This window comes from Pantoea sp. SIMBA_079 (assembly GCF_046940275.1).
In the GTDB taxonomy this organism is placed as follows: Bacteria; Pseudomonadota; Gammaproteobacteria; order Enterobacterales; family Enterobacteriaceae; genus Pantoea; species Pantoea borealis.
On record NZ_JAWRYR010000006.1, the window covers coordinates 167,414 to 190,469 of the forward strand.

23 protein-coding genes are annotated in these 23,056 nt (G+C 56.7%); 17 read left to right on the forward strand and 6 right to left on the reverse strand.

From position 1 onward, the window contains the following. Positions 1 to 72 precede the first annotated feature (72 nt). From pldA to rhtC, 3 genes are read left to right on the forward strand one after another with little or no spacing between them, the layout of a single operon-like run. Positions 73 to 951 (forward strand): phospholipase A, encoded by an 879-nt coding sequence (gene pldA / locus SB719_RS10840; RefSeq protein WP_065647799.1) that lies wholly within the window; start codon positions 73 to 75, stop codon positions 949 to 951. Positions 952 to 970: 19 nt separating this feature from the next. Beyond that, the gene (gene recQ, locus SB719_RS10845) at positions 971 to 2,797 is read left to right on the forward strand and encodes an ATP-dependent DNA helicase RecQ (protein ID WP_412159227.1); all 1,827 of its coding nucleotides are present in this window, start codon (positions 971 to 973) and stop codon (positions 2,795 to 2,797) included. A 12-nt stretch (positions 2,798 to 2,809) separates the two neighbouring features. Continuing rightward, positions 2,810 to 3,433: a threonine export protein RhtC gene (rhtC, locus tag SB719_RS10850; protein WP_065647797.1), complete on the forward strand. Its 624-nt coding sequence runs from the start codon at positions 2,810 to 2,812 to the stop codon at positions 3,431 to 3,433. A gap of 62 nt (positions 3,434 to 3,495) precedes the next feature. Here the strand turns inward: rhtC and rhtB are convergent, their stop codons facing one another. After that, positions 3,496 to 4,119 (reverse strand): homoserine/homoserine lactone efflux protein, encoded by a 624-nt coding sequence (gene rhtB / locus SB719_RS10855; protein ID WP_304234870.1) that lies wholly within the window; start codon positions 4,117 to 4,119, stop codon positions 3,496 to 3,498. 104 nt (positions 4,120 to 4,223) lie between these two features. On the opposite strand from rhtB, the gene pldB reads away from it, so the two are divergent. Together pldB and yigL are read left to right on the forward strand one after the other, a co-directional pair. Then, positions 4,224 to 5,219: a lysophospholipase L2 gene (gene pldB, locus SB719_RS10860; RefSeq protein ID WP_065647795.1), complete on the forward strand. Its 996-nt coding sequence runs from the start codon at positions 4,224 to 4,226 to the stop codon at positions 5,217 to 5,219. 32 nt (positions 5,220 to 5,251) lie between these two features. Further along, positions 5,252 to 6,052: a sugar/pyridoxal phosphate phosphatase YigL gene (gene yigL / locus SB719_RS10865; RefSeq protein WP_304234867.1), complete on the forward strand. Its 801-nt coding sequence runs from the start codon at positions 5,252 to 5,254 to the stop codon at positions 6,050 to 6,052. Positions 6,053 to 6,088: 36 nt separating this feature from the next. Here yigL and glpT read toward each other — a convergent pair whose 3' ends face one another. Further along, positions 6,089 to 7,429, reverse strand: coding sequence for a glycerol-3-phosphate transporter (gene glpT / locus SB719_RS10870; RefSeq protein ID WP_065647793.1), 1,341 nt, complete (start codon positions 7,427 to 7,429; stop codon positions 6,089 to 6,091). A gap of 403 nt (positions 7,430 to 7,832) precedes the next feature. Between glpT and SB719_RS10875 the strand changes: the two genes are divergently transcribed. Next, positions 7,833 to 8,693 carry a carboxylate/amino acid/amine transporter gene (locus tag SB719_RS10875; RefSeq protein WP_065647792.1) on the forward strand — a complete coding sequence of 287 codons (861 nt, stop codon included), beginning with the start codon at positions 7,833 to 7,835 and terminating at the stop codon, positions 8,691 to 8,693. Positions 8,694 to 8,730: 37 nt separating this feature from the next. Here the strand turns inward: SB719_RS10875 and SB719_RS10880 are convergent, their stop codons facing one another. The 3 genes from SB719_RS10880 to SB719_RS10890 form a co-directional block, all read right to left on the reverse strand. Beyond that, complete coding sequence (locus tag SB719_RS10880; RefSeq protein WP_065647791.1) at positions 8,731 to 9,213, reverse strand: DUF1456 family protein; 483 nt, start codon at positions 9,211 to 9,213, stop codon at positions 8,731 to 8,733. 94 nt (positions 9,214 to 9,307) lie between these two features. After that, on the reverse strand, positions 9,308 to 10,243 hold the full coding sequence (gene metR / locus SB719_RS10885) for an HTH-type transcriptional regulator MetR (RefSeq protein ID WP_065647790.1): 936 nt from the start codon (positions 10,241 to 10,243) through the stop codon (positions 9,308 to 9,310). A 179-nt stretch (positions 10,244 to 10,422) separates the two neighbouring features. Further along, a complete protein-coding gene (locus SB719_RS10890) occupies positions 10,423 to 11,259 on the reverse strand; it encodes a dienelactone hydrolase family protein (protein WP_293004909.1) in 837 nt (278 codons plus the stop codon). A 301-nt stretch (positions 11,260 to 11,560) separates the two neighbouring features. On the opposite strand from SB719_RS10890, the gene udp reads away from it, so the two are divergent. From udp to tatD, 10 genes are all read left to right on the forward strand, one after another. Continuing rightward, positions 11,561 to 12,322 (forward strand): uridine phosphorylase, encoded by a 762-nt coding sequence (gene udp / locus SB719_RS10895; RefSeq protein WP_065647788.1) that lies wholly within the window; start codon positions 11,561 to 11,563, stop codon positions 12,320 to 12,322. 99 nt (positions 12,323 to 12,421) lie between these two features. Beyond that, on the forward strand, positions 12,422 to 13,693 hold the full coding sequence (locus SB719_RS10900; RefSeq protein WP_304234963.1) for a tetratricopeptide repeat protein: 1,272 nt from the start codon (positions 12,422 to 12,424) through the stop codon (positions 13,691 to 13,693). Between the two features lie 91 nt (positions 13,694 to 13,784). Next, the gene (rmuC, locus tag SB719_RS10905) at positions 13,785 to 15,272 is read left to right on the forward strand and encodes a DNA recombination protein RmuC (protein ID WP_314687794.1); all 1,488 of its coding nucleotides are present in this window, start codon (positions 13,785 to 13,787) and stop codon (positions 15,270 to 15,272) included. Between the two features lie 74 nt (positions 15,273 to 15,346). Next, a complete protein-coding gene (ubiE, locus tag SB719_RS10910; RefSeq protein ID WP_039381797.1) occupies positions 15,347 to 16,105 on the forward strand; it encodes a bifunctional demethylmenaquinone methyltransferase/2-methoxy-6-polyprenyl-1,4-benzoquinol methylase UbiE in 759 nt (252 codons plus the stop codon). 6 nt (positions 16,106 to 16,111) lie between these two features. After that, positions 16,112 to 16,717 carry a ubiquinone biosynthesis protein UbiJ gene (gene ubiJ, locus SB719_RS10915; protein WP_065647786.1) on the forward strand — a complete coding sequence of 202 codons (606 nt, stop codon included), beginning with the start codon at positions 16,112 to 16,114 and terminating at the stop codon, positions 16,715 to 16,717. After that, positions 16,714 to 18,351, forward strand: coding sequence for a ubiquinone biosynthesis regulatory protein kinase UbiB (ubiB, locus tag SB719_RS10920; protein ID WP_065647785.1), 1,638 nt, complete (start codon positions 16,714 to 16,716; stop codon positions 18,349 to 18,351). Before ubiJ ends, ubiB begins: the two co-directional genes overlap by 4 nt. Before the next feature lie 104 nt (positions 18,352 to 18,455). Further along, positions 18,456 to 18,701: a twin-arginine translocase TatA/TatE family subunit gene (gene tatA / locus SB719_RS10925; RefSeq protein ID WP_065647784.1), complete on the forward strand. Its 246-nt coding sequence runs from the start codon at positions 18,456 to 18,458 to the stop codon at positions 18,699 to 18,701. A 9-nt stretch (positions 18,702 to 18,710) separates the two neighbouring features. Then, positions 18,711 to 19,223: a Sec-independent protein translocase protein TatB gene (gene tatB / locus SB719_RS10930; RefSeq protein ID WP_065647783.1), complete on the forward strand. Its 513-nt coding sequence runs from the start codon at positions 18,711 to 18,713 to the stop codon at positions 19,221 to 19,223. Between the two features lie 2 nt (positions 19,224 to 19,225). Further along, complete coding sequence (gene tatC, locus SB719_RS10935; protein WP_412159228.1) at positions 19,226 to 19,972, forward strand: Sec-independent protein translocase subunit TatC; 747 nt, start codon at positions 19,226 to 19,228, stop codon at positions 19,970 to 19,972. Between the two features lie 90 nt (positions 19,973 to 20,062). Beyond that, positions 20,063 to 20,845, forward strand: coding sequence for a 3'-5' ssDNA/RNA exonuclease TatD (tatD, locus tag SB719_RS10940; RefSeq protein WP_314687799.1), 783 nt, complete (start codon positions 20,063 to 20,065; stop codon positions 20,843 to 20,845). Here tatD and rfaH read toward each other — a convergent pair. After that, positions 20,842 to 21,330: a transcription/translation regulatory transformer protein RfaH gene (gene rfaH / locus SB719_RS10945; protein WP_039381813.1), complete on the reverse strand. Its 489-nt coding sequence runs from the start codon at positions 21,328 to 21,330 to the stop codon at positions 20,842 to 20,844. The two genes, tatD and rfaH, sit on opposite strands and share 4 nt — an antisense overlap. Positions 21,331 to 21,566: 236 nt before the next feature. Between rfaH and ubiD the strand changes: the two genes are divergently transcribed. Further along, a complete protein-coding gene (gene ubiD, locus SB719_RS10950; protein WP_039381814.1) occupies positions 21,567 to 23,051 on the forward strand; it encodes a 4-hydroxy-3-polyprenylbenzoate decarboxylase in 1,485 nt (494 codons plus the stop codon). Positions 23,052 to 23,056 lie beyond the last annotated feature (5 nt).

Below are 23,056 nucleotides of genomic sequence, written 5' to 3' on the forward strand. Positions count from 1 at the left end.
TTGCGTGTAGAATGGCCTGCTTTTTGTACCACCGCCCTGAAAACCTTCCCACGCAGCGCACTGGAGAACACTATGCGTAAGCAATACGTCATGCTGGCCGCGGCATTAACCGTTCCTGCACTGGCGCAGGCAGATGAAGCCACGATTAAAAATATTCACGACGCACCTGCGGTGAAGGGGAGCGTGATCGCAAATCTGCTGGAAAAGCACGATAACCCCTTTGTGCTTTACCCCTATGAAAACAACTACCTGCTTTACACCTACACCAGCGACATGAATAAAGAGGCGATTTCCTCTTACAACTGGGCAGACAAAGCGAAAAAAGATGAAGTAAAATTCCAGCTCAGCCTGGCGTTTCCGCTGTGGCGCGGCATTTTAGGTGAGAACTCCGTGCTGGCCGCCTCGTATACTCAGCGTTCATGGTGGCAGCTGTCGAATCGTGGCGCATCGTCACCTTTCCGCGAAACAAACTATGAGCCGCAGCTGTTTCTTGGCTGGGCAACGGATTATTCGCTGGCAGGCTGGACGCTGCGTGATGTGGAGCTGGGCGTTAATCATCAGTCTAATGGTCGCAGCGATCCCACTTCCCGCAGCTGGAACCGCCTTTACGCCCGTCTGATGGCAGAAAACGGCAACTTCCTTGCGGAGATCAAACCCTGGTATCGTCTGCCGGAAAGCGCCGGCGAAGATGATAACCCGGACATTACCAAATACATGGGTTATTACCGCGCGAAACTCGGCTATATGATGGGCGACAGCATATTTAGCGTGGAAGGCAACTATAACTGGAACAGCGGCTACGGCGGCGCGACCTTCGCCTGGAGCTATCCTCTCACTGAACATGTCCGCTTTTATACGCAGCTTTTCAGCGGCTATGGTGAATCGCTTATCGACTATAACCACCGTCAGACCCGTTTAGGCGTGGGCGTAACGCTTAACGATCTGTTCTAATCAGTAAAACAGGATTACCGTGGCAATTTCGGCAGTGCACAATCAGGAAACGCTGGCGCAACAGGTGTTACATGACACCTTCGGCTATCAGCAGTTTCGTCCGGGTCAGCAATCCATTATCGAGTCAGCGCTCTCAGGACGTGACTGTCTGGTCGTGATGCCGACCGGCGGCGGTAAATCGATCTGCTACCAGATCCCGGCGCTGGTTCAGGAGGGACTGACGCTGGTGGTCTCCCCGCTGATTTCACTGATGAAAGATCAGGTTGACCAGCTGCTGGCCAACGGCGTGGCGGCGGCGTGTCTCAACTCAACGCAGACGCGCGAACAGCAGCAGCAGGTTTTTGCCGATTGCCGCACCGGTAAGCTGAAACTGCTGTACATCGCCCCGGAGCGGCTGATGATGGACAACTTCCTGGAGGGTCTGCAGCACTGGAATCCGGTGATGCTGGCCGTCGATGAAGCGCACTGCATCTCGCAGTGGGGACATGATTTCCGGCCAGAGTATGGCGCACTCGGGCAGCTGAGGCAGCGTTTTCCGCAGCTCCCGGTGATGGCGCTGACGGCCACGGCCGATGAAACCACGCGTAACGACATCGTACATCTGCTGCAAATGCGCGATCCGCTGATTCAGGTCAGCAGCTTTGATCGTCCCAACATCCGCTATACCCTGGTGGAGAAGTTTAAACCCACCGACCAGCTGCTGCGCTATGTGCAGGAGCAGCGCGGCAAAAGCGGCATCATTTACTGTAACAGCCGGGCGAAAGTGGAAGATACCGCCGCACGTCTGCAGAGCCGTGGCCTGAGCGTGGGTGCCTATCACGCCGGCATCGACAGCGCACAGCGCGCGCATGTTCAGGAAGCGTTTCAGCGCGACGATCTGCAGATTGTGGTCGCTACCGTGGCGTTTGGCATGGGTGTCAACAAACCTAATGTCCGCTTTGTGGTGCATTTTGATATTCCGCGCAACATTGAATCCTACTATCAGGAGACCGGCCGCGCCGGACGCGATGGCCTGCCTGCTGAAGCGATGATGCTTTACGATCCGGCAGATATGGTCTGGCTGCGCAAATGCCTGGAAGAGAAAGTCCCGGGGCCGCTGCAGGATATCGAGCGGCACAAGCTCAATGCGATGGGCGCGTTTGCGGAAGCGCAAACCTGCCGGCGTCTGGTGCTGCTGAACTACTTTGGCGAAGGGCGTCAGCAGCCCTGCGGTAACTGCGATATCTGCCTCGATCCTCCCCGCCGTTATGACGGTCTGGTCGACGGACAGAAAGCGCTATCGTGCATCTACCGTACCGGCCAGCGTTTTGGCATGAGCTACATCGTGGAGGTATTGCGCGGCTCAGCCAGTCAGCGTATCCGCGATAACGGCCACGACAAACTGCCGGTCTATGGCCTGGGACGCGAGCAGAGTCTGGAGCACTGGATCAGCGTGCTGCGTCAGCTCATTCATCTCGGCATGGTGACACAAAACATCGCCCTGCACTCTGCGCTGCAGCTCACTGAAGCTGCGCGTCCGGTCCTGCGCGCTGAAATACCGCTGATGCTTGCCGTACCGCGTACCGTGACGGCGAAAAGTCGCAGCAGTGCGCCAAAAGTGTACGGTGGCAACTACGATCGCAAGCTGTTTGCCAAGCTGCGTAAGCTGCGTAAAGCGATTGCTGATGAAGAGAATATTCCGCCTTACGTAGTGTTTAACGACGCCACGCTGATTGAAATGGCAGAACAGTTACCGGTCAGCGCTTCAGATATGCTGAGCGTAAACGGCGTGGGTCATCGCAAACTGGAACGCTTTGGTAAGCCGTTTCTGCTGATGATCAGAGAACATCTTGATAATGACGAGTAAAGGACTAAACGTATGCTGATATTGTTTGCCACCGTTGCGCTGGTGCACCTGGTTGCGCTGATGAGCCCCGGACCTGACTTCTTTTTTGTGTCGCAAACTGCGGCCAGCCGCTCGCGTAAAGAGGCGATGATGGGCGTGCTGGGCATTACGCTGGGCATTGTTGTCTGGGCGGGCGTAGCGCTGATGGGTCTGCATCTGCTGCTGGCAAAAATGGCGTGGCTGCATGAAATTATCATGGTGGGTGGCGGGCTCTATCTGCTGTGGATGGGCTGGCAGCTGCTGCGCTCGGCGCGTCAGCGTCATAAGCAGTCGCAGAGTGACGCACCCGTGGTGGAGCTGCCGAAGCGCGGCATGAGCTTTCTTAAAGGCTTGCTGACAAACCTGTCCAATCCCAAGGCGATTATCTATTTTGGCAGCGTCTTCTCGCTGTTTGTCGGCAATGATATTGGTGCCGCTACGCGCTGGGGGCTGTTCCTGCTGATTATTGCGGAAACCTTTGCATGGTTTGCGCTGGTGGCCACTATCTTTGCGCTGCCGTGGATGCGTGAGAAATATCAGCGCATGGCAAAGTGGGTAGATGGCATGGCGGGCGTGCTGTTTGCCGGTTTTGGCCTTCACCTGATTATTTCGCGCTAGGCCCGGTCGCCTGAAACGGCGACGCTGCGCCGGGTGTGGCTGACTGCACACCCGGCCGCTTTTTACGCTATTCTGCGCGCGCTGGCTAACAGCGCGCCGACCGCCATAAACAATCCGCCAAAAATACGGTTCAGCAGCTTCATCTGCCGGGGGCCTTTGATCCAGCCCGCAATGCGCGTCGCCAGCGTGGCGTAGCCAATCATCACGATGATATCGACCACAATCGTTGTCACGCCGAGGATGAAATACTGCATCAGCTGCGGCTGATGGGGCAGGATAAACTGCGGAAACAGCGCAGCAAGAAATACGATGCTTTTGGGGTTGGTCAGGTTAACCAGCAGCGCGCGCTGAAACAGGTGACGACGCGGCATCGCTTTGGCAACGGCGTTCAGATCGAGACTGCCTGCGGACCGCCACTGCTGAATGCCCAGCCAGATCAGATAGGCTGCGCCGGCCCATTTCAGGATTTCAAACGCCAGCAGTGACTGCGAAAACAGCGCGCCGAGTCCGGCCCCTACCAGCACAATATGTACCGCCAGTCCGAGCTGTAGGCCGGTAATCGACACGGCCGCGCCACGGTAGCCGTGGCTGATACCGGTGCTCATGGTATTGATAGCGCCTGAGCCTGGCGAAAGGCTGAGGATGGTTGTGGTAAGCAGGTAGGTTAACCACCATTCTGTAGTCATGCGTGACATTCCCTGAAGCGAGCGAAGTATGACACAATACGCCAGAAAATTGCGCTGCGCTATGGCATACCAGCAGGGCGGATTGAACTCTCCGGGAGGGGCAGATGCAGCATCATAAAGAGAGCTGGCTAAGACGCGAACGCGCTTTTGCGGCGTTTGCTACCGGCCCGCTGCTCGACTTCTGGCGGCAGCGGGAAGAGTGTGAGTTCACCGGCACCGGTAATCTTACCCTGCGCTATGTGCGCTTTACCTCTCCGCAGCACACGCGCGTGATCCTGATTGTGCCGGGGCGTATTGAAAGTTATATCAAGTATCCCGAGCTGGCCTACGACCTGTTTCACTGTGGCTATGACGTGGTGATTATTGACCATCGCGGGCAGGGACGATCTGAGCGGCTGCTGGCCGATTCCCACCGTGGCCATGTGGTGGAGTTCAGTGACTACGTCGACGATCTGGAAACCCTCTATCTGAAAGAGATTGTCAGTCAGCATTATCAGCAGCGCTATGTACTGGCACACTCAATGGGCGGCGCGATTGTCGCGCTTTTTCTGGCCCGGCAGCCGCGGGCATTTCATGCGGCGGTGCTGTGCGCACCGATGTTTGGTATTGTGCTGCCGCTGCCGCCCTTTCTGGCACACCGTATTCTTGACTGGGCAGAGAAGCGACCGGCGCTGCGCGACGGATACGCGCTTGGCACCGGACGCTGGCGCGCGCATCCGTTTGGCATTAACCGCCTGACGCACAGCCGCGAGCGTTACCGGCGCAATCTGCGCTTTTATGCTGACGATCCGGCTATTCGCGTCGGCGGCCCTACCTATCACTGGGTACGCGAAGGCGTGCAGGCCGGACGCAATATTATGCGTCAGGCGGCAAATATCACCACGCCGCTGCTGCTGCTGCAGGCGAGCGAAGATGATGTGGTGGACAACCGTTCACAGGATCTCTTCTGCCAGGCACTGGCCGCTGCCGGGCATCCCTGTGAAGGTAATGCGCCACGCGTCATTAAAGGCGCGCGACATGAAATTCTGTTTGAGTCAGATGCAATGCGCGCTGAAGCGCTCAATGCCACCGTGGATTTTTTTGCCCGTCATCTCAGCTGACGTTATTTCCGCTATTACAACCCGAGGTTTCCATGTTTCACATCGTTGCATCCGATCTGGATGGCACGCTGCTCTCTCCGCAACATCGTCTGACGCCGTTTGCCCGTACCACGCTGCAGGCGCTGGTGGCGCGTGATATCCATTTTGTTTTTGCCACCGGCCGTCATCATATCGACGTGGGACAAATGCGCGACAAACTCGGCATTCCGGCGTATATGATCACCTCCAACGGCGCGCGCGTGCATAACGCCGCAGGCGAGCTGATCTTCAGCCACAATCTCGACAGCGATATCGCCAGCGAGCTCTACGCCCTGAAATATCAGGATGAAAATATCCTGACCCATGTTTATCGCGATGATGAGTGGTTTATGAGCCGTCACCATCCCGATGAGCAGGACTACTTTCAGGAGTCGGAGTTTATGTATCAGCTCTATGAACCGGGAATGTTGCCCACCGACGGCATCAGTAAGGTCTTCTTCACCAGCAGCGATCCGGCCAGTCTGCTGCCGCTTGAGCAGGCGATTGAAGCACGCTGGGGCGATCGCGTTAACGTCAGTTTTTCGCTGCCAACCTGTCTGGAAGTCATGGCGGGCGGCGTGTCGAAAGGACATGCGCTGGAGGCAGTCGCGAAACAGCTGGGCCATTCGCTGAAGGCGTGCATCGCATTCGGGGATGGCATGAATGATGTGGAGATGCTGAGTATGGCCGGTAAAGGCTGCATCATGCATAACGGACAGCAGCGTCTGAAGGATACGCTGCCGTCGCTGGAGATCATTGGCAGCAACGCGGACGATGCGGTGCCGCACACGCTGCGTAAACTCTTTCTGGAGTAAAAAAACGGGCCGGTAGTGCATCCCGGCCCGCCTCGCTTATCCCAGCTGTTTTTTATGCTTATGTTCGTTGATCATGGTCAGCAGCAGCAGCACCACTGCCAGTACCGAGCCGGCGATCATCACCATAAATCCGCCATCCCAGCCAAAGAAATCAACGGTATAACCAACAATAGCGCTGGCTGCTACAGAGCCGCCCAGATAACCAAACAGGCCGGTAAAGCCCGCTGCGGTGCCGGCAGCTTTCTTCGGTGCCAGCTCCAGCGCGTGCAGGCCAATCAGCATCACCGGACCGTAGATCAGAAAGCCAATCACAATCATACAGAGCATATCGATACCCGGATTGCCCGGCGGGTTAAGCCAGTAGACCACGGTAGCGATAGTCACCAGCGTCATAAAGAACACGCCGGTCGCGCCGCGATTGCCTCTGAACACTTTGTCTGACATCCAGCCGCACAGCAGCGTTCCCGGAATGCCCGCATATTCATACAGGAAGTAGGCCCAGGAGGATTTATCCAGCGTAAAGTGTTTGACCTCTTTCAGATAGGTTGGCGACCAGTCGAGAATGCCGTAGCGCAGCAGGTAGACAAAGACGTTTGCCAGCGCGATATACCACAGCAGCTTGTTGGGCAGAATGTACTGCATAAAGATCTGCTTTGCGGTCAGCTCCTGTTCATGGTTCTCACTGTAATCAGGCGGATAGTCATTTTTCCACGCCTCAATCGGCGGCAGGCCACAGGATTGCGGCGTATCGCGCATCATGGCAAACGCAAACAGCGCGATCAGAATCGCCCCAAAGGCGGGCATATAGAGCGCGGCTTTCCAGTCGTTAAACCACGCCATACCGAGCAGAAACAGCAGCGGCGGGATACCGCCCCCGACGTTATGCGCGCAGTTCCACACGGAGACGATACCGCCGCGCTCTTTCTGTGACCACCAGTGCACCATGGTGCGGCCACACGGCGGCCAGCCCATTCCCTGGAACCAGCCACACAGGAACAGCAGCACAAACATCACCATAATGCTGGAGGTCGCCCAGGGTACAAAACCCATAAACAGCATGACCGAGGCAGCGAGGATCAGGCCCGCCGGCAGAAAAACGCGCGGATTTGAGCGATCGGAAACGGAACCCATGATGAATTTGGAAAAGCCGTACGCAATAGAGATACCGGAGAGGGCAAACCCTAAATCCCCCCGTGAAAATCCCTGTTCCACCAGATAGGGCATCGCCAGCGCGAAGTTTTTGCGTACCAGATAGTAAGCAGCATAGCCAAAAAAGATCCCGAGAAAGATCTGCCAGCGCAGCCGACGATAAAGCGGATCAACACGATCGTCAGCCACCTGAGGCTGATGCGGTGCAGGTTTAAAGATACTCAGCATGAGTGTGGCCCTCCGGGGCGCAGAATAGTTATGAATTTCCCAGCAGGTTGGGACAGAAATACGCATAAGCGCAAAGGAAACCTGGTGTTTCCATATCGCGCAAAGAATAGAGATGGTTGCTGCCCGTTACTGTGACGTGTGACACATATGTTACAGTTTTATGACAATCAGGAGCGAAAAAAACCAGGAAATGTTGGATTTCGCGCATTTTGCTGCGTTTGCACCCGCGGTTAATGCGCATCCTGACCGGAAAATGTGTCTGAGCGTAAACCGCTGACCAGGGCATATCTGCAGCCGCCTGCCGCGAGTGAGTTAAATATAATCAGTTGTAAACCAGATTATTCAGCTGGTTCACGCGGGTTTGATTACACTAGCGCGTCTGTTTATCGGGGAGTGGTGTACCGTGCTGTTACTTATTGTGACCACTGTTTTGTGGGCTTTTTCTTTCAGTCTGATTGGCGAATACCTGGCAGGTCAGGTTGATAGCTGGTTTTCCGTGCTGATGCGCCTGGGTCTGGCCGCACTGATTTTTCTGCCGTTTTTGCGCTGGCGTGGCTACCGGGCATCAACGCTGCTGCTTTATATGCTGGTGGGAATGCTGCAGCTCGGCATTATGTATCTGCTCAGTTTTGAAGCCTATCTCTACCTGAGCGTGTCTGAGTTTCTGCTGTTTACGGTGATGACGCCGCTCTATATCACGCTGATTTATGATCTGCTGAGCAGGCGTCCGCTGCGTATTGGTTACGCGTTCAGCGCGCTGCTGGCGGTAGCGGGTGCAGCCATTATTCGCTATGACAAAGTCAGCGAGCATTTCTGGCTGGGTCTGCTGCTGGTGCAGGCGGCGAACCTCTGCTTTGCTGTCGGCATGGTGGGGTACAAGCGGCTGCAGGAGACGCGGCCCATGCCGCAGCATACCGCATTCTCCTGGTTCTATCTGGGTGCGGTGCTGATTGCCGCGCTCGCCTGGTCGCTGTGGGGCAATCCGCAGAAACTGCCCACTACCACGCTGCAGTGGAGCGTGCTGATATGGCTGGGCGTTGCCGCATCCGGGCTGGGCTATTTTATGTGGAACTACGGGGCCACGCAGGTGGATGCCGGCACGCTGGGCATTATGAACAATATGCACGTCCCGGCGGGGCTGCTGGTCAATCTGGCGATCTGGCAGGAGAAGCCGCACTGGCCGAGCTTTATTGCGGGCGCGGCGGTGATCTTTGCTTCACTCTATGTGCATAAACGCTGGGTGATCGGCAGGCGTCACACCTGAGAACGTGCGGGCGCAGCCTTCAGGCTGCGCCATGCGATCAGCTTTTCTTCGCCGGCGTTCCCGGACGCTGGATAAGCGTTAACCCTTTCAGGAAATTACGCAGAATTTGATCGCCACATTCGCGATAGTTTTTGTGATCCGGATTGCGGAAGATAGCGCCGATTTCGCCCTGTGAAACCTTGAAATTGGCTTTCAGCAGGATGTCAGGAATATCCGTGGTTTTCAGCGCAAATGCGATACGCAGCTTTTTCAGAAAGACGTTATTGCTCATGCGACGCTCAATGGACGGCGCCGGCGCATCGTCACTTTTGCCGCGACGATGGTAGATCAGGCCGTTGAGGAAATAGCCCATCAGCACATCAGGCAGTTTGCGAAACGCGGCATCATCCTCTTTTTTCAGCCAGGCCTGCACATCCTCCAGCGGCACATCGCTTCCCGCAAGGGCAAAAATCTCCACCACTTTGCTATCGCTCAGATCAAGCATATAGCGCACGCTGCGCAGAACATCGTTATTGGTCATGGTGAAACTCTCCGGGGTAAGCAGTAAAGGCGGCGCATTATAGTGCAGGCGGGGCGGGGATAACAGCGCGGAGCGTGCCCGCCGCGCCCGACCATCAGGATGCGCCAGGCAATACCGCGCCCGGCTGTGAAGCGTCGCGCACAAACGGCAGATGATCGCAGGCGTGCTGACGGGCAAAGCGCACAAACGCTTCCAGCACGGGCTGACGCTGTTCACCTTCACGTACGGCAGCATAGAGCCGGCTCCAGAGACCGTCGCCCAGCGTTTTGGTTACCACCAGTCCCTGCTTTTCAAAGTTCTCAACGACCCAGTGAGGCAGAGCGGCGATCCCCATCTGCGCCGAAACCATCTGAATCAGCAGCAGCGTATTGTCCACGCTTTTCAGCGCCGGACTGACGCCGGCGGGCTGCAGAAAGTGACGCCAGACATCCAGACGCTGGCGCTGCACCGGGTAGATCATCAGCACTTCATCAGCGAAATCCTGCGGCGTAATATGCGTACGCTGCGCCAGCGGATGATCGGGCGCCAGCACCAGCCGCATCTCAAAATCAAACATCGGCGTATAAAACAGTCCGCTGCGCGGCAGAATATCCGAGGTCAGCACCACATCAAGCTCACCCTGCTGCAGCGCCGGCTGCGGATCAAAGGTGACGCCGGATTTAAAATCCATCATGACCTGCGGCCAGCTCTTGCGGAAGTTGTTCAGCGCAGGCGTCAGCCACTGAATGCAGCTGTGGCACTCAATGGCGATGCGCAGCGTGGCCTGCTGCTGCGGCTCATGACACGCCTGCAGCGCCTGCTGGATCTGCGGCAGCACCTGTTCTGCCAGCTGCAGCAAGATCTCACCCTGCGGCGTAAAGCGCAGCGGCTGGCTTTTACGCACAAACAGCCGGAAGCCGAGGCGCTGCTCCAGATCGCTGAACTGATGCGATAAGGCAGACTGCGTCTGGTGCAGCTGCGCCGCCGCGGCGGCAAGCGAGCCGGTGTTGTGTAACGCCTGCAGCGTTCGCAGGTGTTTGAGTTCGATCATGAGAATCCTTTGCAGCGGGACAAAACGGATGACGCGGTAAGCTATACACTACCCGCAGATTGTGGCGGTGTAAACATCTGGATGGCTAAATGAAGTGAGGCGCTGCCTGTTGCCGGCAACGAACGCGGGCGTTGAAGCCGGTCGCGCAGGAAAAAGGGCGCCTGAGCGCCCGGATAACGTTATGCGTCAGGGGCCACCCCATACTGTTTAAACCAGGCCAGCATACGCTGCCAGCCATCCCGGGCGGATTCCGCATGATAGCCCGGACGATAATCGGCGTTGAACGCGTGTCCGGCGTCCGGATAGACCACAATTTCCGCTTTCGCATTTGCGGCATGCAGCGCCTGACGCATTTTGTCGATGCTTTCCAGCGGAATGCCCTCATCCTGGCCGCCATACAGGCCGAGCACCGGCGCGTTCAGATCGACGGCGATATCAATCGGATGTTTCTGCTGCTTCAGCGTTTTTTCTCCTTCAAGACGGCCATACCATGCGGCTGCGGCACGCACCTGAGGATTGTGCGCGGCGAACAGCCAGCTGATCCGACCGCCCCAGCAGAAGCCGGTGATCGCCAGGCGACGAATATCGCCATCGTGCCGTGCCGCCCAGTTTGCTGCGTGATCGAGATCGGCAAGTACCTGGCTGTCAGGCACTTTGCTTACCAGCTCGCTGAGCAGCGTCGGGATATCGTGATACTCCTGCGGATCGCCTTCGCGAAAATAGAGCTCCGGCGCCACGGCAAGATAGCCCTCCAGCGCCAGGCGGCGGCACAGATCGCGGATATGTTCATGTACGCCAAAAATTTCCTGGACCACCAGTACTACTGGCAGCGTACCGCTGAATGACTTAGGACGTGCATACCAGGCAGGCAGATTTTCACCCTGGCTGGGAATGGAAGTTTCGCCGCACTGAATCGCATCGCTTTGGGTAATTATTGTGCTGCTGGCAGCGGGCTGCGCCGCTGAGGCGAAGCCACCCGGGGCCGACTCTTGTGCCATATTGTCTGTGGTTTTCATGGTTCTCTCCGTGCTGGCAGGTGCGCAATCAGGTAACTATAGCCTGGTCATGATGGCCGGACGTTTACAGGGTAAAAAGGAACAGATTTTCAGATGCGGTTTCTGTATTAACATTGCTACTCAAGCTTACGCAGCACGGTAGCTGACAAATAGGCGAAATGGCGCGTCATATTGTGATTAAAATCACAAATGAAGCGGTTGCTAATGTAACTTTCATTATTTGAAGTGAGTGGCATCACATATTTGTCGCGCTGCCTCACGTAGAGTGCGCGTCACACTACTTAATAAGCAGGAGTCTGATATGACCCAGTCTGACGTTTTCCACCTTGGTATCACTAAAGCTGACCTGAAAGGCGCTACGCTGGCGATCGTCCCGGGCGACCCGGAGCGGGTGAAAAAAATTGCTGCGCTGATGGATAACCCGCAGCATCTGGCGTCACATCGCGAATTTACCACCTGGCTGGCGGAGATCGACGGCAAGCCGGTGGTCGTCTGCTCAACCGGTATCGGTGGTCCTTCAACCTCGATTGCAGTAGAGGAGCTGGCGCAGCTTGGCGTCCGGACATTCCTGCGCGTGGGTACCACCGGTGCCATTCAGCCGCACATCAACGTGGGCGATGTGCTGGTCACCACCGCCTCAGTACGCCTTGATGGTGCCAGCCTGCATTTTGCGCCGATGGAGTTTCCGGCCGTGGCTGATTTTACCTGTACCACGGCGCTGGTCGCGGCAGCAGAAAACTGCGGCGCGCGTACCCATATCGGCATCACCGCCTCTTCTGACACCTTCTACCCGGGGCAGGAGCGTTACGACACCTTTTCCGGGCGCGTGGTGAATCGCTTCCAGGGCTCCATGCAGGAGTGGCAGGCGATGGGCGTGCTTAACTATGAGATGGAATCCGCTACACTGTTAACCATGTGCGCCAGTCAGGGACTGCGTGCCGGCATGGTGGCTGGCGTCATTGTGAACCGTACGCAAAAAGAGATCCCGGACGCGGCGACCATGAAGCAGACCGAGAGCGACGCCGTGAAAATCGTGGTTGAAGCCGCGCGTCGCTTGTTGTAGCGCGCCAGTCGGTAATGGATGCGGGACCAGCCTCACAGGGAACTCAGCCGCTGACGAATCAGGATGCGCACCTATTCAGCGAACTTTGGGATCCCTTATATGCGCAAAACCTTCTCCGCTCCCCGTTCCGCCTCTGTCAATAACTCTGCTGCTGCGCAGGCGCGCGTTGAACACGCCGCCGCGCAGTTTCGCCAGGCCATGGCCGACGGCGACTACCCGCGGGCACGCCAGTGCTGTGAAGCGGTACTGCGGGTGATGCCACATAATATGCAGGTGCTCAGCGACTATGCCCTGACGCTGATGCGCACCGGTGACTATAAAAAGTCGTACAACGTTTATCAGAAGATCTGCCAGGCCCCTGACGCGCAGCGTGCGCAGGCATCAGAGACCTGGCTGGATGGCCTGACTGAAGTCTGCGGCTGGCTGCAGAAGCCGGATGAGGTGGCACGCTACGGCCAGGCTTCGCTGATGCATTCTGACGCCCGCTTTTCTGCCGGACAAAAGCACCCGTTTCCGGCTGATGCGCCGCCCGCGTTTAACCCGCACAATCCGGCTGAAAACAGTATTGCGTTCAGCCTGTATGGCAATCAGCCGCGCTACTGCGAAACGCTGATTAAAAACGTTGAGGTCGCGCGCGAGCTCTATCCGGCCTGGCACTGCCGCGTGTATCTCGATGCGAGCGTGCCGCAGCACGTCTGGCAGCGCCTGCAGCACGCCGGGGCGCAGCTGGTTGATATGTCTGATGAAAAAGAGATCCAGCCTACGCTCTGGCGCTTTCTGGTCATGGATGATCCTGCGGTCAGACGCTTTATCATCCGCGACGCCGACTCGCTGCTGTCGGAGCGTGAAGCCGCGGCGGTACAGGCCTGGCTCGACTCGCCGTTCTGGTTTCATCATATGCGCGACTACTTTACCCACACCGAGCTGCTGCTGGCCGGTATGTGGGGCGGCTGTCACGGCATATTCCGCAACCTTGCGCAGCAGATGCGCGACTTTGTGGCGCACTACACCGGCAGTCAGCGCTTTACCGATCAATATTTCCTCAAAGTGGCGCTATGGCCCACCGTTCGCGCCAGCCTGCTCAGTCACGATGACCTTTTTCATTTTCATCAGGCGCAGCCGTGGCCGGCACATGCGCCCGTTCGCTGGCAGACAGAACATTTTCACGTCGGCAGTAACGCCGGTTATGCCAGCATGACCGGTAAGGTGACGGCCCCCCATAACGGTACGCAGCAGGTTGAAATCGCCTGGGGCGGCCAGAGCTGCTGTTATCCGGCACGGTTGGTGAATGAGAGCGAATGGGTGCTGCCGATGCCATTTTTCCTGATCGACGCCTGGAAAGCGGGCGAACTCACGGTCAGAACCTGCTGACCTCCTGCGGCCTGGCAGCCAGAGATTTCAGTAGACATTCCGCCAGGCCAACCTTACCTTTCCCCTGAGCATCGCGAGGCGCGGGGGGATCATGGATCAGCAACTTATTATCACGCTTGTACTGGCACTGGCCGGTCTGGGTATCGGCTGGCTGCTGGCGCAGCTGCGTGCCAGTCAGCAGCACGCCAGCATAACCGCGGAGCATCGCCTGCTGGAAGCGGCACAGCGGCGTCAGCAGCAGGAACAGGAGCAGCTGCAGCAACAGCTCCGGCAGCGTGAACAGGAGCTGCGGCAGCTGCATGGCACCCTGAGCGGGGCGCAGGAGCGATTGCAGCAACTGGATTACTGGCGTGCTGAAAGTGAACAGCTCAGTCGTGAGCTGCGTAATCAGCTTGAGGTCAATAGCGCGCAGGAAGCGGAGCTGCGCGAGGTGACCATCCGGCTGGAAGAGACGCGTTTTGCTGCAGAAGAGAAGCAGCGGCTGCTGACCAACAGTGAACAGCGCCTGAGCGCCCAGTTTGAAAATCTCGCGAACCGCATTTTTGAAAACAGCGGTCGTCGTGTCGATGAGCAAAACCGTCAGAGTCTGAACAGCCTGATTGCGCCGCTGCGCGATCAGCTGGATGGCTTCCGCCGTCAGGTTAATGAAAGTTTCGGTCAGGAGGCGCGTGAGCGTCATACGCTGACGTATGAGATCCGCCAGCTGCAGCAGCTCAACGCACAGATGGCGCAGGAGGCGCTGAACCTCACTAAAGCGCTGAAAGGCGATAATAAAATTCAGGGTAACTGGGGCGAAGTGGTGCTGAGCCGGGTGCTGGAGGCGTCGGGCCTGCGCGAAGGGTATGAGTATGAAACCCAGGTTAACATCGCGCTGGAGCAGGGGCGCATGCAGCCGGACGTGATTGTGCGGCTGCCGCAGGGCAAAGACGTGGTGGTTGATGCCAAAATGACGCTGGTCGCGTATGAGCGCTACTTTAACGCTGAGGATGATGCCGCGCGGGAGCTGGCTATTCAGGATCATGTTGCGGCGATGCGCGGTCATATTCGTCTGCTGGGACGAAAAGATTATCAACAATTGCCCGGTTTACGCTCGCTGGATTATGTGCTGATGTTTATACCGGTAGAGCCTGCATTTTTGCTGGCCATTGATCGTCAGCCGGAGCTGATTAGCGAGGCGCTGCAGCAGAATATCATGCTGGTCAGTCCGACCACGCTACTGGTGGCGCTGCGTACTATTAATAATCTGTGGCGCTATGAACACCAGAGCCGCAATGCCCAGCGGATTGCCGATCGCGCCGCCCGGCTTTATGACAAAATGCGGCTGTTTGTCGATGATATGAGCGGCATCGGTCATAATCTGGAAAAGGCGCAGCAGAGCTATCAGCAGGCGATGAAAAAGCTGGCAGAAGGGCGCGGCAATCTTATCGCTCAGAGCGAGGCATTTAAGTCGCTGGGCGTAGAAGTTAAGCGGCCCATTAATCCGCAGCTGGTGCAGCAGGCACTGCCGGATGAAGCGGATGAGCGCTGGGCAGAGGATGACGCAGAAACGGCGGCAGAAGTGCGCCGTATCAATGAATAACCGGCGGCAACGTGCTCGGATCGCGCGACTCTGATACACTTCGGAGAGAATTATTTGTGGAACAGGTAAAACCGATGGCAGATGAATCACAGCAGGAAACTACTCACTTTGGCTTTCAGACTGTAGCAAAAAGTGAAAAGGCCGACAAAGTCGCGGACGTGTTTCATTCCGTTGCGGCAAAATATGACCTGATGAACGATTTGATGTCGTTCGGCGTCCATCGCGTATGGAAACGTTTTACCATTGACAGCAGCGGCGTGCGTCGCGGTCAGCGCGTGCTCGACCTTGCAGGCGGCACCGGCGATCTCACGGCGAAATTTTCCCGCCTGGTGGGGGAAACCGGGCAGGTGGTACTGGCTGATATCAACAGCTCAATGCTGAAAATGGGCCGTGAAAAACTGCGTAATCTCGGAGTCACCGGCAACGTCAGCTATGTGCAGGCGAATGCAGAAGCCCTGCCGTTCCCGGATAACTATTTTGATTGCATTACCATCTCGTTTGGCCTGCGTAACGTCACGGAAAAAGAGAAAGCGCTGGCTTCCATGTTTCGCGTGCTGAAGCCGGGCGGTCGTCTGCTGGTACTGGAGTTTTCTAAACCGGTGCTGGATCCGCTGAGCAAGGCGTATGATGCCTATTCCTTCCATATTCTGCCGCGTATCGGGCAGCTGGTAGCGAATGATGCTGAGAGCTATCGCTATCTGGCTGAGTCTATTCGTATGCATCCCGATCAGGAAACCCTGAAAGCGATGATGAACGACGCCGGTTTTGAAAACAGTACGTATCACAACATGACTGGCGGCATTGTCGCGCTGCATCGTGGCTTTAAGTTCTGAGTGATCATGACGCTAACCCCTCTTATTACCGGCGCGCTTGAAACCGCGCTGAATCGTGTACTTTATCGCGATCGGAGTCTGAAAGCCGCCCGGCAGCGCCTGGCAGGCAAAGTGCTGCTGCTGCGCCTGCAGGAGCTCGATTTTCCTCTCGTGCTGGTATTCAGCGAAACGCGACTGGACGTGCTGGGCGACTGGCAGGACAGCAGCGACTGCAGCGTCAGCCTGCGCCTGAGCACCTTGCCTAAACTGCGCGATCGCCAGCAGTTGACCGGACTGATCCGCAGCGGCGAGCTGAACGTTGAGGGCGATCTGCAGGTGGTGCAGCAGTTCTCCGCGTTAATGGATCTGGCTGAACTCGATCCGGCAGAGTATCTCGCGCCCTGGACCGGTGATATTGCAGCACAGGGTATCAGTCAGGCCGGCAGACGGGCGCTGGCTTTCGCGCAGCAGCAGGTTACGCGCCGTCAGGACTATCTCAGTCAGGTGCTAACCGAAGAGTGGCGGCTGGCGCCGGGTGCGCTGGAGCTGGCCTGGTTTGCAGAAGAGGTTGAAGCAATGGAGCGTTCACTAAACGCCTTTGAGGCACGTCTGGCACAGCGGGAGGCGAAATGACGCTCGGAGAACTTCGGCGCTTATATTTTATTATCAAAATTTTTCTGACCTACGGGCTGGATGAGCTCATACCCCACATGCGCATCACCCTGCCGCTGCGGCTGTGGCGGCGCTGCGTATTCTGGATCCCTAACCAGCATAAAGAGGCGGAGCTGGGCCTGCGTTTGCGTCTGGCAATGGAGCAGCTTGGCCCGGTCTGGATCAAGTTTGGTCAGATGCTCTCAACCCGTCGCGATCTGTTTCCGCCAAAAATTGCCGACGAACTGGCAATCCTGCAGGACCGCGTCGCGCCTTTTGACGGGGTGAAAGCCAAAGCGCAGATTGAGCGCTCAATTGGCGGTCCGGTTGAGACCTGGTTTGACGATTTTGATATCAAACCGCTCGCCTCCGCTTCTATTGCCCAGGTCCATACCGCCACGCTGAAATCCAACGGCCGCAAAGTGGTCATCAAAGTGATCCGCCCTGATATCCTGCCGGTAATCAAAGCGGATATGAAGCTGATCTACCGGCTGGCACGCTGGGTGCCGCGCCTGTTGCCGGATGGCCGCCGGCTGCGTCCGATGGAAGTGGTGCGCGATTATGAAAAAACGCTGATTGATGAACTCAATCTGCTGCGGGAAGCGGCCAATGCGATTCAGCTGCGCCGTAATTTTGATCAGAGCCGCATGCTCTATGTACCGGAGGTCTACTCCGATTACTGCAGCGAAACCATGCTGGTGATGGAGCGGATTTACGGGATCCCGATCTCCGATGTTGCCACGCTGGAGCAGCACGGCGTCAATATGAAGCTGCTGGCGGAACGCGGCGTACAGGTTTTCTTTACCCAGGTATTCCGCGACAGCTTCTTTCACGCCGACATGCATCCGGGCAACATTTTTGTCAGTTACGATCGTCCGGAAGATCCGCAATATATCGGCATCGACTGCGGGATTGTGGGATCGCTTAACAAAGAAGATAAGCGCTATCTGGCCGAAAACTTTATTGCGTTCTTTAACCGCGACTACCGCAAGGTAGCGGAACTGCACGTGGATTCCGGCTGGGTGCCGCCTGATACCAACGTTGAAGATTTTGAGTTTGCTATCCGCACCGTCTGCGAACCGATTTTTGAGAAGCCGCTGGCGGAGATCTCATTTGGTCACGTGCTGCTGAATCTGTTCAACACGGCGCGTCGCTTTAATATGGAAGTACAGCCGCAGCTGGTGCTGCTGCAAAAAACGCTACTCTATATTGAAGGGATCGGACGTCAGCTCTATCCGCAGCTCGATTTATGGAAAACCGCGAAGCCGTTCCTGGAAGAGTGGATCAAAGATCAGATCGGTCTTCCGGCGCTGGTGCGTAAGGTGAAAGAGAAAGCGCCTTTCTGGGCTGAGAAACTGCCGGAGCTGCCGGAGCTGTTTTACGACAGTATGCGCCAGCATAAGTTATTGCAGCACAGCGTCGATAAACTGGTGAATGAAATGAACGCGCAGCGTACCCGGCATCACCAGTCGCGCTACCTGTTTGGCGTGGGAGCCACGCTGCTGTTAAGCGGGACGGCAGTACTGCTGAGCCGGCCTGACTGGGACTTTTTCCCGGCGCTGTTGATGGCGGCGGGCATCGTGACCTGGCTGGTGGGCTGGCGCAAGACAAACTAATTGTTTGCCTGGGGCAAATCGCGTAATGTCGCAGGCCGGAGCCGGTTTCCCGGCCCGCCACATTACAGTTTTTCGTTTTATTAAGTATTTCAGAGGCATATCTCATGGGCGGTATCAGTATCTGGCAATTAATCATTATTGCCGTCATCGTTGTACTTCTGTTCGGCACCAATAAACTGCGCAACCTCGGTTCAGATCTGGGCTCATCCATTCGCGGCTTTAAAAAGGCGATGAGTGATGACGATGAGAAAAAAGATCTGCCTAAAGAGCAGGATGCTGACTTCAATGCCAAAACGCTGGCGGATAAACAGCATGACCCGGTGAACAAAGATCAGCCGCGGGATAAGTAAGGTGTAACTGTGTTCGATATTGGCTTTAGTGAACTGGTTCTGGTGTTCGTGATCGGCCTGATTGTACTCGGGCCGCAGCGTTTACCGGTGGCGGTAAAAACGGTAGTGGGCTGGATCCGGGCAATTCGCTCGCTGGCGGCGAATGTGCAGCATGAGCTGGCACAAGAGCTAAAGCTGCAGGAGCTGCAGGACAGCCTGACAAAAGTGGAAGAAGCGGGAAAGGGAACGCTCTCTCCGGAGCTGAAGCAGTCAATGGAAGAGCTGCGCAAAACCGCTGATTCCATGAAGCGATCTGTTCAGCAGAGTATTGATATCGAAAAAGCGGAAGATGAAGCCAATACGATTCATCAGCCCGCCGCGGTTAAGCCTGATGTGCCTCCGGCTGCTGCTGCTGTCACGCCGGCGCAGGCAGAACATCACGCCAGCGCACCGGCGCAGGCACCTGCTGCCGCAGAAACCGTCAGCGATCGGACTGATGCGGCGCACTCATCCACTCCCCTTTCTGCAAAAGATGAACGATAACCATGGCTGTTGAAGATACCCAGCCGCTCATCAGCCATCTGATCGAGCTGCGTAAGCGTCTGCTGAACTGCATCATCGCCGTGTTTGCGATCTTTATCTGTCTGGTCTATTTCGCTAATGATATCTATCACGCGATCGCCGCGCCGCTGATCAGCCAGATGCCAGTTGGCGCCAGTATGATTGCCACGGATGTTGCTTCGCCCTTTTTTACACCGATCAAGCTGACCCTTATCGTCTCGGTGTTTCTGGCCGTCCCGGTGATCCTCTATCAGGTGTGGGCGTTTATCGCCCCGGCGCTCTACCGGCACGAACGCCGGCTGGTGATGCCGCTGCTGTTCTCCAGCACGCTGCTGTTCTACGTTGGTGTGGCTTTTGCCTACTTTATTGTCTTTCCGCTGGCGTTTGGCTTTTTTGCCAAAACCGCGCCGCAGGGCGTCACCATTGCGACTGACATCACTAACTATCTCGACTTTGTCATGACGCTGTTTATGGCGTTTGGCGTCGCGTTTGAAGTGCCGATAGCCATCGTGCTGCTTTGCTGGACCGGGATCACCACGCCAGACGACCTGCGAAAAAAACGGCCTTATATCCTGGTCGGCGCTTTCGTTGTTGGGATGCTGCTCACACCACCAGACGTTTTTTCCCAAACTTTGCTCGCTATTCCGATGTACTGCCTGTTTGAAGTCGGCGTATTCTTTTCCCGCTACTACGTGGGTAAAGGGCGTAGCGCGGCAGAGGAAGACTCCTGATCGCGTTTACGCAGGACACCCCGTTGCGCACGGGGTGAAGCGTTTTACAGACCGCCCGCCTGCCGGGCGGTTTTTATTTGGGGGAAAGAGATGTTTGATATCGGTGTAAACCTGACCAGCACGCAATTCGCAAAAGATCGCGTTCAGGTGGTAAAGCGCGCGCGTGAAGCAGGTGTCACCGGCATGCTGCTTACCGGCACGAACGCGCTGGAGAGCCAGCAGGCACGACAGCTGGCAGCACAGCATCCCGGCTACTGCTGGTCTACGGCCGGCGTTCATCCGCATCACGCCAGTGAATGGTCAGCAGAAACAGCCAGTACGCTGCGCCGTCTGGCAGAGAGCGAACAGGTGGTTGCCATCGGAGAGTGCGGCCTCGACTTCAACCGTAATCTGGCTGCACATCAGCAGCAGGAATATGCATTTGATGCCCAGCTGGCGCTGGCAGCCGAGCTGCAGCTGCCGGTGTTTTTACACTGCCGGGAAGCGCACGATCGCTTTGTTGCGGTGCTGGAGCCGTGGCTGCCGAAGCTGGCAGGAGCAGTGGTGCACTGCTTTACCGGCACGCGCGCAGAGCTGGAAAGCAGTCTGGCGCTGGGCCTCTCCGTGGGCATTACCGGCTGGGTGTGTGATGAACGCCGCGGGATGGCACTGCGTGAGATGCTGCCGCTGATCCCGGCTGAGCGTTTATTACTGGAGACGGACGCGCCTTATCTGCTGCCGCGCGACATGCGGCCCCGTCCGGCCTCACGGCGCAATGAACCCTGCTTTTTGCCTCATCTGGTGCAGCAGGTGGCGGGCTGGCGCGGAGAGACGCCGGAGGCGCTGAGTGCGCAGGCTGACGCCAACGCACGTCAGCTGTTCAGGCTGGCTTAAACCTTACGGAACAGTTTGTTATCCACGCTGCGCATCACCTGCTTATTCAGCAGATTCAGCAGCAGGATCGAGCGGGTTTCACCGTCGGGCTCGGCAAAAATAGCCCGTAACCCCTCAAATGTACCGTCGGTAATGAGCACTTCATCGCCCGACTGCGGCGTTTCAGGGTCCAGAACAATCTGCGGTGTATCGGTCTGCAGCGCTTCAATCACTTCATAGGGCACCGTGGCGGGCATAGCGCCAAAGCGTACAAAATGGCTGACGCCGCGCGTGCTGCTGATGGTGGTGGTATGGATCGCTTCCGGATCGAATTCGATAAACAGATAGTTAGGGAACAGCGGTTCACTGACGGTGGTGCGTTTACCGCGCACCAGTTTCTCCATCGCGATCGTTGGACTGAGGCATGTCACCGCCTGACGCTCAAGATGTTCTTTAGCGCGCAGCAGCTGTCCACGTTTGCAATAGAGTAAGTACCAGGATTCCATAACTGCTCCCAAATAATGGATGCCAAGAATAACAAACCTGCAGTCAGAGTTATAGCGTATCGGCTGGCGTATACCGTGCCGGCCAGAGAAATTCTCTGCGAATTTTCTGATTAGTGCGTTATCTGCGCGCTTTGCGGCAAGAGAATTGACGACCAGGGCGCATCTGTATCAGACTGCCAGACCATTACGGATCTGCACGATTTCCCGATTCACTCTGGCCGGAAAAATGAAGCCACATGAAATACCAGGACTTACGAGATTTTCTTTCGCTGCTGGAACAGCGTGGCGAGCTCAAGCGCATCACTCAGGAGATCGATCCTGAACTTGAGATGACCGAAATCGCCGACCGCACGCTGCGTGCCGGCGGCCCGGCGCTGCTGTTTGAAAACCCTAAAGGGTATGACATGCCGGTGCTGTGTAACCTGTTTGGCACCCCAAAGCGCGTGGCCATGGGCATGGGGCAGGAGGAGGTCAGCGCACTGCGCGACGTCGGTAAACTGCTGGCGTTTCTGAAAGAACCAGAGCCACCCAAAGGCTTCCGCGATCTCTTTGATAAGATGCCGCAGTTTAAACAGGTGCTGAATATGCCGACAAAGCGCCTGCGTAATGCACCCTGTCAGGAAGAGATTTTCAGCGGCGATGAGGTCGATTTGTCGCGTATTCCGGTGATGAAGTGCTGGCCGGGCGATGCGGCACCGCTGATTACCTGGGGGCTGACCGTGTCGCGCGGGCCGCATAAAGAGCGCCAGAACCTCGGGATCTACCGCCAGCAGGTCATCGGCAAAAACCGCCTGATTATGCGCTGGCTGTCACACCGCGGCGGCGCGCTCGATTTTCAGGAGTGGTGCAAAGCCCATCCCGGTGAACGTTTTCCGGTTGCAGTGGCGCTGGGTGCCGATCCCGCCACCATACTGGGCGCAGTCACACCGGTGCCGGATACGCTCTCGGAATATGCCTTTGCCGGGCTGCTGCGCGGCAACAAAACCGAAGTGGTAAAATGTGTCTCCTGCGATCTGGAAGTGCCTGCCAGCGCGGAGATCGTGCTGGAAGGCTACATTGAACCGGGCGACATGGCGCCGGAAGGCCCTTATGGCGATCATACCGGTTACTATAATGAAGTAGACAGCTTTCCGGTTTTTACCGTTACGCACGTTACGCAGCGGCGTAAACCAATCTATCATTCCACCTATACCGGCCGTCCACCCGATGAGCCTGCGGTACTGGGGGTGGCACTGAATGAAGTGCTGGTGCCAATCTTAATCAAGCAATTTCCGGAAATTGTCGATTTTTATCTGCCGCCTGAGGGCTGCTCCTATCGCCTGGCGGTAGTGACGATTAAAAAACAGTACGCGGGGCATGCCAAGCGCGTGATGTTTGGCGTCTGGTCATTTCTGCGTCAGTTTATGTATACCAAATTTGTTATTGTGTGTGACGATGACGTAAACGCGCGTGACTGGAATGATGTGATTTGGGCGATTACCACCCGTATGGATCCGGCGCGCGATACCGTACTGGTAGAGAATACGCCGATCGATTACCTCGACTTTGCTTCACCGGTCTCGGGGCTGGGCTCAAAGATGGGGCTGGATGCCACCAATAAATGGCCCGGTGAAACGCAGCGCGAATGGGGCACGCCGATCGTCAAAGATCCGGCGGTTACCGCGCGCATTGATGCAATCTGGGATGAGTTAGCAATCTTTGCCGAACCGCCGCAGCGCTGACGGCA

Coding starts and splice junctions, on each gene's coding strand:
- ubiB (WP_065647785.1), top strand. CDS start 16,714: ATGACGCTCGGAGAACTTCGGCGCTTATATTTTATTATCAAAATTTTT.
- pldB (WP_065647795.1), top strand. CDS start 4,224: ATGCAGCATCATAAAGAGAGCTGGCTAAGACGCGAACGCGCTTTTGCG.
- ubiE (WP_039381797.1), top strand. CDS start 15,347: ATGGCAGATGAATCACAGCAGGAAACTACTCACTTTGGCTTTCAGACT.
- ubiD (WP_039381814.1), top strand. CDS start 21,567: ATGAAATACCAGGACTTACGAGATTTTCTTTCGCTGCTGGAACAGCGT.
- tatC (WP_412159228.1), top strand. CDS start 19,226: ATGGCTGTTGAAGATACCCAGCCGCTCATCAGCCATCTGATCGAGCTG.
- tatD (WP_314687799.1), top strand. CDS start 20,063: ATGTTTGATATCGGTGTAAACCTGACCAGCACGCAATTCGCAAAAGAT.
- rfaH (WP_039381813.1), bottom strand. CDS start 21,330: ATGGAATCCTGGTACTTACTCTATTGCAAACGTGGACAGCTGCTGCGC.
- SB719_RS10880 (WP_065647791.1), bottom strand. CDS start 9,213: ATGACCAATAACGATGTTCTGCGCAGCGTGCGCTATATGCTTGATCTG.
- SB719_RS10890 (WP_293004909.1), bottom strand. CDS start 11,259: ATGAAAACCACAGACAATATGGCACAAGAGTCGGCCCCGGGTGGCTTC.
- yigL (WP_304234867.1), top strand. CDS start 5,252: ATGTTTCACATCGTTGCATCCGATCTGGATGGCACGCTGCTCTCTCCG.
- rhtB (WP_304234870.1), bottom strand. CDS start 4,119: ATGACTACAGAATGGTGGTTAACCTACCTGCTTACCACAACCATCCTC.
- tatA (WP_065647784.1), top strand. CDS start 18,456: ATGGGCGGTATCAGTATCTGGCAATTAATCATTATTGCCGTCATCGTT.
- rhtC (WP_065647797.1), top strand. CDS start 2,810: ATGCTGATATTGTTTGCCACCGTTGCGCTGGTGCACCTGGTTGCGCTG.
- ubiJ (WP_065647786.1), top strand. CDS start 16,112: ATGACGCTAACCCCTCTTATTACCGGCGCGCTTGAAACCGCGCTGAAT.
- glpT (WP_065647793.1), bottom strand. CDS start 7,429: ATGCTGAGTATCTTTAAACCTGCACCGCATCAGCCTCAGGTGGCTGAC.
- pldA (WP_065647799.1), top strand. CDS start 73: ATGCGTAAGCAATACGTCATGCTGGCCGCGGCATTAACCGTTCCTGCA.
- udp (WP_065647788.1), top strand. CDS start 11,561: ATGACCCAGTCTGACGTTTTCCACCTTGGTATCACTAAAGCTGACCTG.
- metR (WP_065647790.1), bottom strand. CDS start 10,243: ATGATCGAACTCAAACACCTGCGAACGCTGCAGGCGTTACACAACACC.
- rmuC (WP_314687794.1), top strand. CDS start 13,785: ATGGATCAGCAACTTATTATCACGCTTGTACTGGCACTGGCCGGTCTG.
- SB719_RS10900 (WP_304234963.1), top strand. CDS start 12,422: ATGCGCAAAACCTTCTCCGCTCCCCGTTCCGCCTCTGTCAATAACTCT.